This window comes from Allobosea sp. (genome assembly GCF_036675845.1).
Classification (GTDB): Bacteria; Pseudomonadota; Alphaproteobacteria; order Rhizobiales; family Beijerinckiaceae; genus Allobosea.
The window spans coordinates 44,978-58,950 of sequence record NZ_JAKFED010000036.1; the positions used below are offsets into that span (position 1 = coordinate 44,978).

The window sequence follows — 13,973 nt, forward strand, 5'->3', positions numbered from 1 at the left end:
TAGACATGGACAAAGGGTAATGTTGCATCGAAGCGCCGGCGGAGTTCTATCGTCGCCGGCCGCTTAACCATGGCGGCCCCTTGTAAGGCGGCGCATTCCCCCTCATATTCCGCACTGTCGCCACGAAGGTGGACGATGGTGGCCGTCGCAGGGGCGATGTCCGCCGTGCCAACGGTTTCAAGGGGAACTCACTGCATGAGCAACTTCGACCGCAATGCTCCGGTCTGGGGTGCGGGCCGCGCACAGCAGACCAGCGCCGTCGAGATGGATCAGGGCCTGCGCTCGTTCATGCTCGGCGTCTACAACAACATGACGATCGGCCTCGCCATCACCGGCCTGTGCGCGATCGGCATCTCGATGCTCGCCATCGCCGGCTATTCGCCGACGGGCAAGGTCACCGCGCTGACGCCGCTCGGCCAGGCGCTCTATCTCAGCCCACTGAAATGGGTCGTGATGCTGGCGCCGCTCGCCTTCATCCTGTTCTTCTCGTTCAAGGCCGAGAGCATGAGCTCGTCCTCGGCGCGCGCCATGTTCTTCGCCTTCGCGGCGGTGATGGGCGTCTCGCTGTCGTCGATCTTCGTGGTCTTCACCGGTGAGTCGATCGCCAAGGTGTTCTTCATCACCGCGGCGTCCTTCGCGGGCCTCAGCCTGTTCGGCTACACCACGAAGAAGTCGCTCTCGGGCATGGGCTCCTTCCTGATCATGGGCCTGATCGGCCTGGTGATCGCCTCGGTGGTCAACCTGTTCCTGGCCTCGAGCGCCCTGTCCTTCGGCATCTCGGTGATCGGCGTGCTGGTCTTCGCCGGCCTGACCGCCTGGGATACCCAGCGCCTGAAGGAAATGTATCTCTATTCGAACATGGACGCGGAATCGGCCGCGAAGCTCTCGGTGAACGGCGCGTTGTCGCTCTACCTGAACTTCGTCAACATGTTCCAGATGCTGCTCTCGCTGTTCGGCTCCAGGCAAGAGTGATATCGGCGCTCCAACTCGTGGATATCGGGCCCCGGCTGCAAAGCCGGGGCTTTTCTTTTGCCGGTTGGCATTCGATCCTGCCGCCATGACCCTCCCCGCCATTCGCCCCGCCGAGCACCGCGATCTCCCCGCGATCGCCGCGATCTACGCCCATGCCGTGCTCGACGGCACCGCCTCCTGGGAGATCGAGCCGCCGGACCTGCCCGAGCTGACCCGCCGCTTCGAGGCGATCCTCGCCGGCGGCTATCCCTATCTCGTCGCCGAACGCGAAGGCGCGATCGTCGGCTATGCCTATGCCGGCGCCTATCGCCCGCGCCCGGCCTATCGCGCCACCGTCGAGAACTCGATCTATGTCGCCCCTGGTGCGCAGGGCGGCGGCGTCGGCAGCGCCCTGCTCGACGCGCTCGTCGCCGACTGCACGGCGCGCGGCTTTCGCCAGATGGTCGCGGTGATCGGCGACGGCACCGGCGCCTCGGTCGGCTCGCGGCGCCTGCACGAGCGCGCCGGCTTCAGCCTGATCGGCGTCGCCCGCGCCGTCGGCCACAAGCATGGCCGCTGGCTCGACCAGATGCTGATGCAGAAGCCGCTCGGCGCCGCCGACGGCACCCCGCCGGACTAGCCGTCAATTCACCACGCTCAGGCGCTTGTCGAGCACCCGCAGCACCCGGCCGAGCTCGGCGCCGCGCTTCAGGATGAGCCCGGTCGCGCTGACCACGGAATAGGCGCCCTGGCGGCGCGCCAGCGAGGGGTCCTTGACGATCCGGTAGAGCGGCACCTCGCTCGAGCGCCGGAACACCGAGAACTGCGCCTTGTCGCGCAGGAAATCGATGGCGTAGTCGCGCCACTCCCCGGCGGCGACCATGCGACCGTAGAGGTTGAGCAGTTCGTTGAGCTCGCGCCGGTCGAAGGTGACGGCGGGCGGGCTGGCCGCCCCTGGAAAGGCGACCACCGCACCCGCTCGCTGCGCTGGCGGAGTTTCGCTCTCGCTCATCGCGACTCCTGCTCGGCGATGGTCCGGCCATCGACATCCGATCTGGCTTGTGATGATGGCCCGCGACCCGGGCGCTGACAAGCGCCATGACGAGATCGCCGGGCAGGGCTGCGCACCGCGACCAACAGCAACACCCCTCGCCATGATTTTGCCGCGCTTGCGCCAAGCGTCCGCCCTGTTGCGCGGCTCAACTCCCCTTGTTGCCTCGACGGCCCGGCTTGTCCGGTTCTGGACACGTCAGCCCCCCAGCCCCTCCGGAGCTGCGGCGGGCCGGGCCAACGAGTCGAGGCCAACTCACGGCTGGCGGTCACGCCGGCCGTTTTTCTTTTGCGGCAGGCCTTCCATCAGGGGCATGCCTTCCAAGCCTGGCCGGCTTGCCGCACCGAGCCGTGATACTCGGCATTGGGGCGCATATCGACCGCCGAAGCCATCCGGTTCGACATGTTGAAGAAGGCGGCGACGGCGCCGATGTCCCACAGATCGCGCTCGCCGAAGCCGGCGGCGCGCAGGCCCTGCCGGTCCTCCTCCTCGACCAGATGCGGCGTCTCGGTCAGCTTCACGGCGAAGTCGAGCATGGCGCGGTGACGGGGGGAGAGCTTCGCGGCGCGGTAGTTCATCACCAGCATCTCGCCGAGCAGCGGATCGCCCGAGAGCTGCCGCACCGCCTGGCCATGGGCGGCGAGGCAGTAATAGCAGCGGTTCACGCTGGAGACCGCGACCGCGATCATCTCGCGTTCCAGCTTCGACAGGCCCGACGGCGCCAGCATCAGGTCGTTGTAGAGGCCCGCGAAGGCCGCAAGCTTGGCATCGTCATGGGCATAGGCGAGCAGCACATTCGGCACATAGCCGAGCTTTTCCTCGCATTTCGCGAAATAGGCCTGCATCGGCGGCGAGAGCGCGGCGCGCTGCAGGCCGAGCGCCATCACCTCCGGCGGATCGTCCTGTCGCGCCGGCATCTCGCCCACCATCGGCTTGTCATGGTTCTTCGCCATTTCTGCTGTCCTTGCTCTGGTTTGCACTCGAGAACCGACACGATCGGCCGGCATGGCGTCGGAATTGACGCGAATCGGCGGGGATGATTCGACGAAAGTTGCAGCCGTTCATGAGCTATGTCATCGCTGCCGCACAAGAACAGGGGGAAGAACCGTGATGGCGAAACGGGAAACCAATGCCACGGTTGCGGCGGTCGCGTCGATCGAGGCCTCGGCCCGCGCGCTGGGCGCGGCGATGCCCGAGGACTTCCCCAAGCTGCTCTATGGCCGCGTCGTCGCCGAAGACCTGACCGCGCTCTCGCCCGACATGCTCGCCCGCGCCGCCGCGGCCGCCTATGAGCATCTCTCCGGCCAGCGCGCGCCCGGCGAGCCGAACCTGCGCTTCCGTGACGAGACCGCCGAGGATGGCGGCCGCCAGCGCCAGATCACGATCCTCGAGGTCGTCAACGACAACAAGCCCTTCCTGCTCGATTCGACCCTGGCCGAGCTCGCCGAGCAGGGCTACGAGCCGCGGCTCGTCGCCCATCCGATCCTCGCCGTGGCGCGCCGGGCCGATGGTACCTTCGAGGCGCTCGCCGGCGAAGCCGCCGCCCGCGCCCAGGAAGGGACGCGCCGCGAGAGCCTGATCCATATCCATCTCGACCGGATCGACACCCCGGAGGCGCGCGAGAAGCTCAGTGCCGGGCTCGCCCGCGTCTATGTCGATGTCGGGCTCGCGGTCGACGACTGGGCGGCGATGCGCGGCCGCATCACCGAGGTCATCCAGTCCTATCGCGCCAATCCGCCGCCCTTGCCGGAGGACGAGGTCGCCGAGGCGCTGGAGTTCCTCGAATGGATCACCGGCGACAACTTCACTTTGCTCGGCGTCCGTGCCTATCGCATCGCCGGGGGCGACACCGCGGCCGACCCGATCGATTCCTCCGGCCTCGGCATCCTGCGCGATTCCGGCGTCCGCGTGCTCCGCAAGAATCGCGAGCTCGTGGTGATGACGCCCGAGATCCGCGCCTTCCTGGCCAAGCCGCTGGCGCTGATCATCACCAAGGCCAACGTCAAGAGCCGGGTGCATCGCCGCGTCCATCTCGACTATGTCGGCGTCAAGCTGTTCACCTCCGACGGCCGGCTCGACGGCGAGTTGCGCATTGTCGGCCTGCTCACCTCCAACGCCTATACCGGCAGCGCCCGCGCCATCCCCTATCTGCGCCTGAAGGTGGCCCGCGTCGCCAAGCGCACCGGCTTCGACGCCTCGAGTTATTCCGGCCGCGCCTTGCTCAACGTGCTCGACGCCTTCCCGCGCGACGAGCTCTTCCAGATCGACGTCGAGACGCTGGAGCGCTTCGCTCTCGACATCCTGCAACTGACCGAGCGCCCGCGCATCCGGGCGCTGGCCCGCGCCGACGAGTTCGACCGCTTCGTCTCGATCCTCGTCTTCATCCCGAAGGAGCGCTACGACACCACGGTGCGCCGGCGCGTCGGCGAGTTCCTCGCCCGCGTCTTCCAGGGCCGCGTCTCCGCCGCCTACCCCGCCTATCCGGACGGGCCGCTGGCCCGCACCCACTACATCATCGGCCGCGACGAGGGCAAAACCCCGAAGGTCGAGCGCACCGTGCTCGAAGCCGGGATCAGCGCGATCGTCCGCACCTGGGGCGACGGGCTGCGCGACGCGCTCGACGAGCAGAAGGCCGGCCCGACCGGGCGCGCCTTGGTCGAGCGCTATGTCGAGGCCTTCGGCGCCGCCTATCGCGAGCGCTACGAGGCCGCCGACGCGCTGATCGACATCGACATGCTGCAGAAGCTCTCGGCCGAGCGGCCGCGCGCGGTCAATCTCTACCGCCGCGAGGGCGACGGCGCGACCCGCGCCAACCTCAAGCTGTTCTCGCGCGAGGCCGCGATCACCCTCTCCGAGCGCGTGCCGATGCTGGAGAATATGGGCTTCCGCGTCGTCAACGAGCGCACCTTCAACATCACCCCGCAGTCCGGGGAGAACGGCACCGAAGCCCGCGTCTGGCTGCACGACATGACGCTGGAGCGCGCCAATGGCGGCGCCATCGACATCGAGCGCCTCGACCCGACGATCGAGGCGGCGCTGATGGCGCAGTTCCGCGGCTTCACCGAATCCGACCGCTTCGACCAACTCGTGCTCGCCGCCGGCCTCGCCTGGCGCGAGGCGGCGCTGCTGCGTGCGCTGGGCCGCTATCTGCGCCAGGTCGGCGCGCCCTATGCCCAGTATTACATCGCCGATGCGCTGACCCGCCATGCCGGCATCGCCGCCATGCTGGTCAAGCTCTTCATCGCCAAGTTCGATCCGCGCCTCGACGAGGCGGCGCGCCGCAAGGGCATGGCGGCCGAACGCGAGAAGATCGAGGCGGCGCTCGCCGACGTCACCAGCCTCGACGAGGACCGCATCCTGCGCCGCCTCGTCAACCTGATCGACGCGACCCTGCGCAGCAATTTCTTCCAGATCGGCAGCGACGGCCATCCGCGCGGCACGATCTCCTTCAAATTCGCCTCGGGGCAGGTCGACGGCATGCCGCTGCCGCGCCCGCTCTACGAGATCTTCGTCTATTCGCCACGCGTCGAGGGCGTCCATATGCGCTTCGGCAAGGTCGCCCGCGGCGGCCTGCGCTGGTCGGACCGGCCGCAGGATTTCCGCACCGAGGTGCTCGGCCTGGTCAAGGCGCAGCAGGTCAAGAACGCCGTGATCGTCCCGGTCGGCGCCAAAGGCGGCTTCGTGCCCAAGCTGCTGCCGCCGGCCTCCGACCGCCAGGCCTGGCTCGCCGAGGGCACCGAGAGCTACCGCATCTTCGTGCGCACGCTGCTCGAGCTCACCGACAATCTCGACGGCGAGACGGTCGTGCCGCCCGCCGACACCGTCCGCCATGACGGCGACGACCCCTATCTCGTCGTCGCCGCCGACAAGGGCACGGCGACCTTCTCCGACACCGCCAACGCGCTTTCGGCCGAAAAGCATCACTGGCTCGGCGACGCCTTCGCCTCGGGCGGCTCGCAGGGTTACGACCACAAGGGCATGGGCATCACGGCGCGCGGCGCCTGGGAGGCGGTGAAGCGCCATTTCCGCGAGATCGACATCGACATCCAGACGACACCCTTCATCGCCGCCGGCGTCGGCGACATGTCGGGCGACGTCTTCGGCAACGGCATGCTGCTCTCGCCGGCGACGAAGCTGGTGGCGGCCTTCGACCATCGCGACATCTTCCTCGATCCCGCTCCGGACCCGGCCACCAGCCTGGCCGAGCGCCAGCGCCTGTTTTCCCTGCCGCGCTCCTCCTGGCAGGATTACGACAAGGCCCTGATCTCGAAGGGCGGCGGCGTGTTCTCGCGCCAGGCCAAGAGCATCGCGCTCTCGCCCGAGATCCGCGCCGTGCTCGACTTCGCCAGGGCGGAGGCGACCCCGGCCGAGCTGATGACGGCGATCCTCAAGGCGCCGGTCGATCTGCTCTGGTTCGGCGGCATCGGCACCTATGTCCGCGCCGGGGAGGAGAGCGATGCCCAGGTCGGCGACCGCGCCAATGACGCGATCCGCATCGCCGGAGCCGAATTGCGCGCCCGGGTGGTCGGCGAAGGCGCCAATCTCGGCATGACCCAGCGCGGCCGCATCGAGGCGGCGCGCCAGGGCGTGCGCCTCAACACCGACGCGATCGACAACTCCGCCGGCGTCAACACCTCGGACGTCGAGGTCAACATCAAGATCGCGCTCGCCGGGCCGGTGAAGAGCGGCCGCCTCTCCAACGAGGATCGCAATACGCTGCTCGCCGAGATGACCGACGAGGTCGGCCTGCTCGTCCTGCGCAACAACTACCTCCAGTCGCTGGCGCTCTCCCTGACCGAAGCCCAGGGCGTCGCGGCGACGCCGCATCTGCGCCGGCTGATGGTCCAGCTCGAAGGCGAGGGCCGGCTCGATCGCAGCGTCGAGAACCTGCCGCCGGATGCCGCGCTGATCGAGCGCGAGAAGCGCGGCGAGGGGTTGACCCGGCCCGAGCTCGCGGTGCTGCTCGCCTATGCCAAGCTCGCCTTGCACGACGCGCTGCTCGAATCGGCCGTGCCGGACGATCTCTACCTGAACAACGAGCTCATCCGCTATTTCCCGCAGCCCCTGCGCAATCATTACGGAGCCGAAATCGCCGGGCACAAGCTCCGCCGCGAGATCGTCGCCACCCAGCTCGCCAACGCCATCGTCAACCGCGGCGGCCCGGCCATCGTCTCGATGCTCGCCGACCAGACCCGGGCCGCGGCGCCGGAGATCGCGGCGGCCTATGCCATCGCCCGCGACGCCTTCGACCTGATCGGCCTCAATGCCGGCATCGACGCGCTCGATGCGAAGATCCCCGGCAAGACCCAGCTCGGGCTCTATGGCGCGGCCCAGGAGCTGGTGGTCGACCGGATGCGCTGGTTCCTGCGCCGGGGCGTGGCCAGGCCGGGCGCGATCGAGCAGACCGTGGCGCATTATGCCGCCGGCGTCGCGGCGCTCGCTGCCGGCTTGCCGGCCCTGCTGCCCGAAGCGGCGGCGCAGGCCTGCGCCGCCAGGATCGCCACCCTGGTCGTCGAAGGGGTGTCCGAGCCCCTGGCCGCCCGCGTCGCCAGCCTGCCCTGGCTGGCGCAGGCGACCGATATCGTCGACATCGCCAGCCGCGGCGGGCGCGATGTGACCGAGGTGGCGCGGATTCATTTCGCCGCCGATTCGGTCTTCGGCCTGTCGGCTCTCGCTGCCGCCTCCGCCAGCGTCCCGGCCACCGACGATTACGAGCGCATGGCCCGCCAGCGCGCCGTCGAGACCCTGACCGACGCCCATGCCGGGCTGACGCAGGAGATCGCCGCCGACGCGGCCGGTCCCGATCCGCTGCCGGCCTGGCTGGAACAGCGCGGTGCCGAGGCCGAGCGGACCCGGGCCACCGTTTCGGCCATTGCCATGTCGGGGCTGTCTTTGCCAAAGCTGATGGTCGCTGCCGGCATGCTGGCCGACCTGCCGCGCCGGCAGGCCTGACGGAGATATTGCGATGAGTTCCGAGACCAAGCCCGAGGTCGCCGCGACGGCGCCCCGCATCGACCCCAAGCTGCTGGAGATCCTGGTCTGCCCGGTCAGCAAGGCGACGCTGGAATACGACGCCGCCAAGCAGGAGCTGATCAGCCGGGCCGCCAAGCTGGCCTACCCGATCCGCAACGGCATCCCGATCATGCTGCCGGAAGAGGCGCGGCAGCTGGAGGGGTGATCGCCGTCATGCTCGGGCTTGACCCGAGCATCTCCTGACGAGAAGCCCATCCTGGCTGAGATGGCCGGGTCAAGCCCGGCCATGACGACTACCGCTACAGCATCTCGCCGCGCAGCAGGCGCGGCGCCTGGCCCGATAGCCCCGCCGCCTCGCGGATGAAGAGGTGCTTCAGCCCCGGCAGGCGCTCGACCACGCCGAGCCCGAGATCGCGCACCAGGCGCAGCGGCGTCGAATCGTTCGAGAACAGCCGGTTCAGCCCGTCGGTGACGACCCCCATCGCCACCGTGTCGAAGCGCCGCCCCTTCTCATAGGCGTCGAGAACCTCCGCCCCGCCGGGATCGAGCCCGAGCCGGGCGGCATCGACGATCGCCTCGGCCAGGGCGGCGACGTCCTTAAGGCCGAGATTGAGCCCCTGCCCGGCAATCGGATGGATGACATGGGCCGCGTCGCCGAGCAGCGCCAGCCTTTCGCCGACGAAACGCCGTGCAATGCCGAAGGACAGCGGATGCGCGCTCACCCGGCTCTCCAGCGCGATCTCGCCGAGCTGCAAGCCAAAGCGCCGCTCGATCTCGCCGAGAAGGTCGCTCGCGTCGAGCGAAAGCAGCGCCGCGACATTCTCGCTGCGTTCGGTCCAGACGATCGAGGAGCGATGGCCGAGCCGCCCGCCATCGCGCAGCGGCAGCATGGCGAAGGGGCCCGACGGCAGGAAATGCTCGACGGCAAGCCCGCCATGCGGCCGTTCATGGCCGATCGTCGCGACGATGCCGGATTGCGGATAGGACCAGCCGACCCAGCCGATCCCGGCCTGCTCGCGCAGCTTCGAGCGCGCGCCGTCGGCCGCGACCAGCAACGCCGCCGGCATGGCCTCGCCCCCAGCGAAGACGATCTCCATCGGGCCGCCATCGGCGGAGCTGCCCGAACGCACGCCCTCGGGCCGCAAGGCGACACCGGCCGCCTTCGCCGCCTGCAGCAGCGCCGCGATCAGCGCGCCGTTCTCGACCATATGCGCGAAGGGCTGGCCAGGATCGGCCTCGCCGTCGAAGGTCAGGAAGACCGGGCGCACGACATCCGGCATGCGGCTGTCGGTGATCTGCATCTGCGTCATCGCTTCGGCGGCGGTCGCCACCTTCTGCCAGATCCCGAGCGCCTCGAGCATGTTGCGTGCCGCGGCCGCGACCGCATAGGCGCGGTTGTCGGGGCGCGGCTGGGCGGCCAGCCCCGGATCGGCCAGCACGACCTCGAACGCCTCGCCCAGCGCCTGCTTCAGCGCCAGCGCCAGCGTCAGCCCGGCGATGCCGCCGCCGGCGATGACGATGCGCTCGCTCGCGCCTCCCCGGTCCTGGCCCATCCTGCTCCCCGCCTGCTGAAGCCGCCGCGCTTGACGCAGGCCGGCGGCTTGTTGCTGATGCAGCTTATCGTCTTGCCCGCCGCTCGGCCGGGCCGCAAGCCTCAAGCCGCAAGCCCCGATCAAGAGCCGCAGCCGATGACCAGCGTCGCCGACAGCCTGACCTCGATTCTCGACCTCGAAGCGCTGGGAGACAACCGCTTCCAGGGTCGCAGCCCCAGGGTCGGCTGGCAGCGCGTTTTCGGCGGCCAGGTCATCGGCCAGGCGCTCTATGCCGCCTGCAAGACCGTCGAGGACCGGCAGCCGCATTCCCTTCACGCCTATTTCCTGCTGCCGGGCGATCCGGAGACGCCGATCGTCTACGAGGTCGAGCGTCTGCGCGACGGTCGCTCCTTCACCACGCGCCGGGTGCTCGCCTTGCAGCACGGCGCGGCGATCTTCGCCATGTCCGCCTCCTTCCAGGTCGAGGAACCCGGCTACGAGCATCAGATGCCGATGCCGGACGTGCCGATGCCAGAGGACCTGCCGGACCGGGACGGCATGGCGCGGGATATCCTGCCGCATATGCCCGAGGCCGTGCGCGCCTATTACCTGCGCGAGCGGCCGATCGAGATCCGGCCGGTCGAACTCGACCGCTACGCCCCCGGCGAGAAGATGGAGCCGAAGTTCAATGTCTGGATCCGGGCGACGGGGCCGCTCCCGGACGAGCCGGCGATCCACCAGAGCGTGCTGGCCTACGCCTCGGACCTGATGCTGCTCGATTCCAGCCTGATCGCGCACGGCACCAGCGTCTTCGACCAGCGCATCCAGGGCGCCAGCCTCGACCACGCGCTCTGGTTCCACCGCCCGTTCCGGGCCGATGACTGGCTGCTCTACGCGCAGGACAGCCCCTCCACCTCCGGCGCCCGCGGCTTCTCGCGGGGGCTGATCTTCGACCGGCAGCGCCGGCTCGTCGCCTCGGTGGCGCAGGAAGGCCTGATCCGGCCGCGGCCCGACCGCGGCTAGAGCCGGATCCGATCAGATTGGACCAATCTGATCGGTGAATCCGTCTCTAAACATAGGTGAGAGACCGTTTTCCGATCAGCTTGCACCGCAAGCTGATCGGAACGGGCTCTAGCGGACTCAGCCCGCCTTGTTTTCCGGCACTTGCCTGTTTTCTAGGCATAACCGCTCGTTCCGCCCCCGCGGATCGTGGCGGAATCGCGGCATTGCCTCTGTTCCGGGCAGGGTGGCAGTTGGCACGCGGCTTGATTGGCGACAGCGACGTGCGCGGAGCTTTCCCGGCGCGCGAGGCGCAACGAGTCCGCCGGAGCCTTCGCTCCGGGTGGGCGTAACCGGGGTAACCCAGCCATGAAGATCGTGATGGCCGTCATCAAGCCGTTCAAGCTCGAGGAGGTGCGCGATGGGCTCACCGCCATCGGCGTGCACGGCCTGACCGTGACCGAGGTGAAGGGCTATGGGCGCCAGAAGGGCCATACCGAGATCTATCGCGGAGCCGAATATGCCGTGAGCTTCCTGCCGAAGATCAAGATCGAGGTCGCGGTCACCGACGATCTCGTCCCCCAGGTGATCGAGGCGATCACCGCCGCGGCCCGCACCGGCCAGATCGGCGACGGCAAGATTTTCGTTTCGTCGATCGAGAAGGCCGTGCGCATCCGCACCGGCGAGACCGACGGCGACGCCCTTTGATCCGCGATCTTTCGTCCAGGAGTTTGACGATGAATTTCATGACCCTCACCCGGGCCGGGACGGTTGCGATGGCGCTCGCGGCGACCGGCGCGGCAGCACTGGCGCAGACCGCCGCCGAAGCCCCGGCCGCAGCCGCAGCCGTCGCCAACAAGGGCGACACGGCATGGATGCTGGTGTCCTCGCTGCTCGTGCTGATGATGACCCTGCCGGGCCTCGCGCTGTTCTATGGCGGCCTGGCGCGCAGCAAGAACATGCTTTCGGTGATGAGTCACATCACCGCGACCGCCGCGATCATGATCATCATCTGGGTGGTCTACGGCTACAGCCTCGCCTTCACCGGCGGCGGCTCGCTGACCAGCTTCATCGGCGGCTTCTCGAAGGCTTTCCTCGCCGGCGTCAGCAATGAGACGACCACGGACACGTTCACCAAGGGCGTCGTCATCCCCGAATACGTCTTCATCTGCTTCCAGATGACCTTCGCCATCATCACGCCGGCCCTGATCGTCGGCGGCCTGGTCGAGCGCATGAAGTTCTCGGCGCTGCTGCTCTTCATCGTGCTCTGGAGCAGCTTCGTCTACTTCCCGATGGCCCATATGGTCTGGTTCAGCGAAGGCTACCTGTTCACGCTCGGCGCGCTTGATTTTGCCGGCGGCACGGTCGTCCACATCAATGCCGGCATCGCCGCGCTGGTCGGCGCGCTCGTCCTCGGCAAGCGCATCGGCTACGGCAAGGAACTGATGTCGCCGCACTCCCTGACCATGACCTTCATCGGCACCTCGCTGCTCTGGGTCGGCTGGTTCGGCTTCAATGCCGGCTCGAACCTCGAGGCGACGGCGGGCGCCGCGCTCGCGATGATCAACACCCTGACCGCCACGGCCGGCGCCGCGCTCGGCTGGCTCTTCATCGAGTGGATGATCAAGGGCAAGCCCTCGCTGCTCGGCATGCTCTCGGGCATCATCGCCGGCCTCGTCGCCGTCACCCCGGCCGCCGGCCTGATCGGCCCGATGGGCGCCATCGTGCTCGGTGCGATCTGCGGCGTGGTCTGCTTCTTCTTCTGCACCACGATCAAGAACGCCCTCGGCTATGACGACTCGCTCGACGTGTTCGGCATTCACGGCGTCGCCGGCATCATCGGTTCGATCGGCACCGGCATCTTCGTCGCCCCGGCGCTCGGCGGCGTCGGCGTCGCCGATTACGCGATGGGCGCGCAGGTCTGGAAGCAGACCGTCGCCGTCCTCGTCGCCGTCATCTGGTGCGGCGTCGGCTCCTTCATCCTGTTCAAGATCGTCGATGCCGTCATCGGCCTGCGCGTCACCTCCGACCAGGAGCGCGAGGGCCTCGACATCGCCGAGCATGGCGAGCGCGCCTACAACATGTGAACCGCTTGCGGCGTTCCACATGAAACAATCGCCCGGCGGGAAACCGCCGGGCTTTGTTCTTTCCGCTTCTACTTGGCCTCTTCCCCGCTCGGCGCCCGATCGAGCACGATCTCCAGGACCTGGACGCTCTCGGGCAGCTCGATCAGGAACTCGGCATCGCGTTCGAGATGGTGGATCCTGCGCGGATCCGGCCCGGCGAAGCGCGACATCGCGTCGACGCTTTCCCAATAGGAGATCGTCACGAACTCGCTTTCGCCTTCGCGGTCCTCGCGGAACATCTGCGCGCCGAGCGCCTTGGCGGCCAGCGGCTTCACGCCCACCTCCAGCAGATAGGCGGCATAATCGTCCGCCTTCCCGGGCACCGTGCGGCCGCGCCAGATCCGCGCGACCCTTGCGATCTTCCCACCGTCGCCAGTCAGCATCGCAATTCCTCCACGCTCCTGCCTTCCGGGCATAATTCGCTGCGCCCTGGATCGTTCCCGCGCCAGCGCAGCCGGCCTCGCCGGCGCAAGGTTAAGCGGGTCTTAACCTCGCCTTCCTAACCTGCGGTTTCGAGGCGGAGGCCCGGCGGCCGCCGCCTTTCCAGACATCCGGAAACACGGCCCGCCCGCATGCGCACGATCCGACGTTCCTCCTCGCTGATCGACCGCCTGCCCGATCCCGTGCGCGAGTTCCTCTCGCGCCGGGCGGCCGAGATCGCCGGCCTCGTGCTGCTCGCGCTCACCGCGGCCGTCGCCATCGCTTTGGCGACCTGGTCGGTCGACGATCCAAGCCTCAACAACGCCACCCGCGGCGCCGTCCGCAACCTTCTCGGGCGGCCGGGCGCCATGGTCGCCGACCTGACCATGCAGCTCATCGGGATCGGCGTCATCGCCATGCTGCTGCCGCCGCTGCTCTGGGCGCTGCGCCTGGTGCGCGTCCACCTGTTCGACCGCAGCGCGCTGAAGCTGGCGCTCTGGGTCGCCGGCATCGTCGCCACCGCCGCGGTCGCCAGCGCCCTGCCGGCAACCCCGCGCTGGCCGCTGCCGACCGGCATGGGCGGCGTCATCGGCGATGCGCTGCTGCACGGCACCCGCAATCTCGTCGGGCTCTCGGGCACGGCGCTCGGCGGCCTCGTCGCCTTCGTCTATGCCGGCATCGCCATCCTCGCCGTCACCGCCGCCGCCGGCTTCGGCTTCGTCGTCGACGAGGATCCCGAGACCGATGCCGACGATGATGCCGCCTGGTCCGATTCGGATGACCGCCGCGACGACGAGCCCGGCTTCGCCGTGATCCTGATCGGCTGGCTCGCCCATGGCGCGATGTCCCTGCGCGGCGCGATCCTGCGCCGCCTGCCGCAGCCGCCCCCGCTGGCGCGGGCTTCGGCGACGCCGGCCGCCG

12 protein-coding genes are annotated in these 13,973 nt (G+C 68.8%); 8 read left to right on the forward strand and 4 right to left on the reverse strand.

Annotation, left to right across the window (positions count from 1 at the left end; translation table 11 throughout):
• Window positions 1-195 precede the first annotated feature (195 nt).
• Complete coding sequence (locus tag V6M56_RS03240) at window positions 196-972, forward strand: Bax inhibitor-1/YccA family protein (RefSeq protein ID WP_332681167.1); 777 nt, start codon at window positions 196-198, stop codon at window positions 970-972.
• An 85-nt stretch (window positions 973-1,057) separates the two neighbouring features.
• Complete coding sequence (locus tag V6M56_RS03245) at window positions 1,058-1,591, forward strand: GNAT family N-acetyltransferase (protein ID WP_332681168.1); 534 nt, start codon at window positions 1,058-1,060, stop codon at window positions 1,589-1,591.
• A gap of 3 nt (window positions 1,592-1,594) precedes the next feature.
• Here the strand turns inward: V6M56_RS03245 and V6M56_RS03250 are convergent, their stop codons facing one another.
• Both V6M56_RS03250 and V6M56_RS03255 read right to left on the reverse strand, forming a co-directional pair.
• Entirely contained in the window at window positions 1,595-1,963 is a 369-nt protein-coding gene (locus V6M56_RS03250; protein WP_332681169.1) for a DUF2794 domain-containing protein, read from the reverse strand.
• A gap of 344 nt (window positions 1,964-2,307) precedes the next feature.
• Window positions 2,308-2,919: a peroxidase-related enzyme gene (locus V6M56_RS03255; protein ID WP_442881068.1), complete on the reverse strand. Its 612-nt coding sequence runs from the start codon at window positions 2,917-2,919 to the stop codon at window positions 2,308-2,310.
• Window positions 2,920-3,112: 193 nt separating this feature from the next.
• Between V6M56_RS03255 and V6M56_RS03260 the strand changes: the two genes are divergently transcribed.
• Complete coding sequence (locus V6M56_RS03260) at window positions 3,113-7,954, forward strand: NAD-glutamate dehydrogenase (RefSeq protein WP_332681171.1); 4,842 nt, start codon at window positions 3,113-3,115, stop codon at window positions 7,952-7,954.
• A 13-nt stretch (window positions 7,955-7,967) separates the two neighbouring features.
• The gene (locus V6M56_RS03265) at window positions 7,968-8,180 is read left to right on the forward strand and encodes a Trm112 family protein (protein WP_332681173.1); all 213 of its coding nucleotides are present in this window, start codon (window positions 7,968-7,970) and stop codon (window positions 8,178-8,180) included.
• 94 nt (window positions 8,181-8,274) lie between these two features.
• Here V6M56_RS03265 and V6M56_RS03270 read toward each other — a convergent pair whose 3' ends face one another.
• Complete coding sequence (locus V6M56_RS03270; protein WP_332681174.1) at window positions 8,275-9,528, reverse strand: ubiquinone biosynthesis hydroxylase; 1,254 nt, start codon at window positions 9,526-9,528, stop codon at window positions 8,275-8,277.
• Window positions 9,529-9,663: 135 nt separating this feature from the next.
• Here V6M56_RS03270 and tesB point away from each other — a divergent pair, with 135 nt between their 5' ends.
• The 3 genes from tesB (at window position 9,664) to V6M56_RS03285 (ending at window position 12,593) form a co-directional block, all read left to right on the forward strand.
• Window positions 9,664-10,530, forward strand: coding sequence for an acyl-CoA thioesterase II (gene tesB / locus V6M56_RS03275; RefSeq protein ID WP_332681176.1), 867 nt, complete (start codon window positions 9,664-9,666; stop codon window positions 10,528-10,530).
• A gap of 345 nt (window positions 10,531-10,875) precedes the next feature.
• On the forward strand, window positions 10,876-11,214 hold the full coding sequence (locus V6M56_RS03280; RefSeq protein ID WP_332681179.1) for a P-II family nitrogen regulator: 339 nt from the start codon (window positions 10,876-10,878) through the stop codon (window positions 11,212-11,214).
• Window positions 11,215-11,243: 29 nt separating this feature from the next.
• Entirely contained in the window at window positions 11,244-12,593 is a 1,350-nt protein-coding gene (locus V6M56_RS03285; RefSeq protein ID WP_442881066.1) for an ammonium transporter, read from the forward strand.
• Window positions 12,594-12,661: 68 nt separating this feature from the next.
• On the opposite strand, the gene V6M56_RS03290 is transcribed toward V6M56_RS03285, so the two are convergent.
• Window positions 12,662-13,015, reverse strand: coding sequence for an antibiotic biosynthesis monooxygenase family protein (locus V6M56_RS03290; RefSeq protein WP_332681181.1), 354 nt, complete (start codon window positions 13,013-13,015; stop codon window positions 12,662-12,664).
• 189 nt (window positions 13,016-13,204) lie between these two features.
• Between V6M56_RS03290 and V6M56_RS03295 the strand changes: the two genes are divergently transcribed.
• Window positions 13,205-13,973, forward strand: a 769-nt coding sequence (locus V6M56_RS03295; RefSeq protein WP_332681183.1) for a DNA translocase FtsK 4TM domain-containing protein, incomplete at its 3' end; no start/stop codon positions are given.

Excerpts from the sequence above, each read along its gene's own strand:
- V6M56_RS03270 (WP_332681174.1), bottom strand. The coding sequence starts at position 9,528 with ATGGGCCAGGACCGGGGAGGCGCGAGCGAGCGCATCGTCATCGCCGGC.
- V6M56_RS03285 (WP_442881066.1), top strand. The coding sequence starts at position 11,244 with ATGAATTTCATGACCCTCACCCGGGCCGGGACGGTTGCGATGGCGCTC.
- tesB (WP_332681176.1), top strand. The coding sequence starts at position 9,664 with ATGACCAGCGTCGCCGACAGCCTGACCTCGATTCTCGACCTCGAAGCG.
- V6M56_RS03255 (WP_442881068.1), bottom strand. The coding sequence starts at position 2,919 with ATGCCGGCGCGACAGGACGATCCGCCGGAGGTGATGGCGCTCGGCCTG.
- V6M56_RS03280 (WP_332681179.1), top strand. The coding sequence starts at position 10,876 with ATGAAGATCGTGATGGCCGTCATCAAGCCGTTCAAGCTCGAGGAGGTG.
- V6M56_RS03240 (WP_332681167.1), top strand. The coding sequence starts at position 196 with ATGAGCAACTTCGACCGCAATGCTCCGGTCTGGGGTGCGGGCCGCGCA.
- V6M56_RS03260 (WP_332681171.1), top strand. The coding sequence starts at position 3,113 with ATGGCGAAACGGGAAACCAATGCCACGGTTGCGGCGGTCGCGTCGATC.
- V6M56_RS03245 (WP_332681168.1), top strand. The coding sequence starts at position 1,058 with ATGACCCTCCCCGCCATTCGCCCCGCCGAGCACCGCGATCTCCCCGCG.
- V6M56_RS03290 (WP_332681181.1), bottom strand. The coding sequence starts at position 13,015 with ATGCTGACTGGCGACGGTGGGAAGATCGCAAGGGTCGCGCGGATCTGG.
- V6M56_RS03265 (WP_332681173.1), top strand. The coding sequence starts at position 7,968 with ATGAGTTCCGAGACCAAGCCCGAGGTCGCCGCGACGGCGCCCCGCATC.
- V6M56_RS03250 (WP_332681169.1), bottom strand. The coding sequence starts at position 1,963 with ATGAGCGAGAGCGAAACTCCGCCAGCGCAGCGAGCGGGTGCGGTGGTC.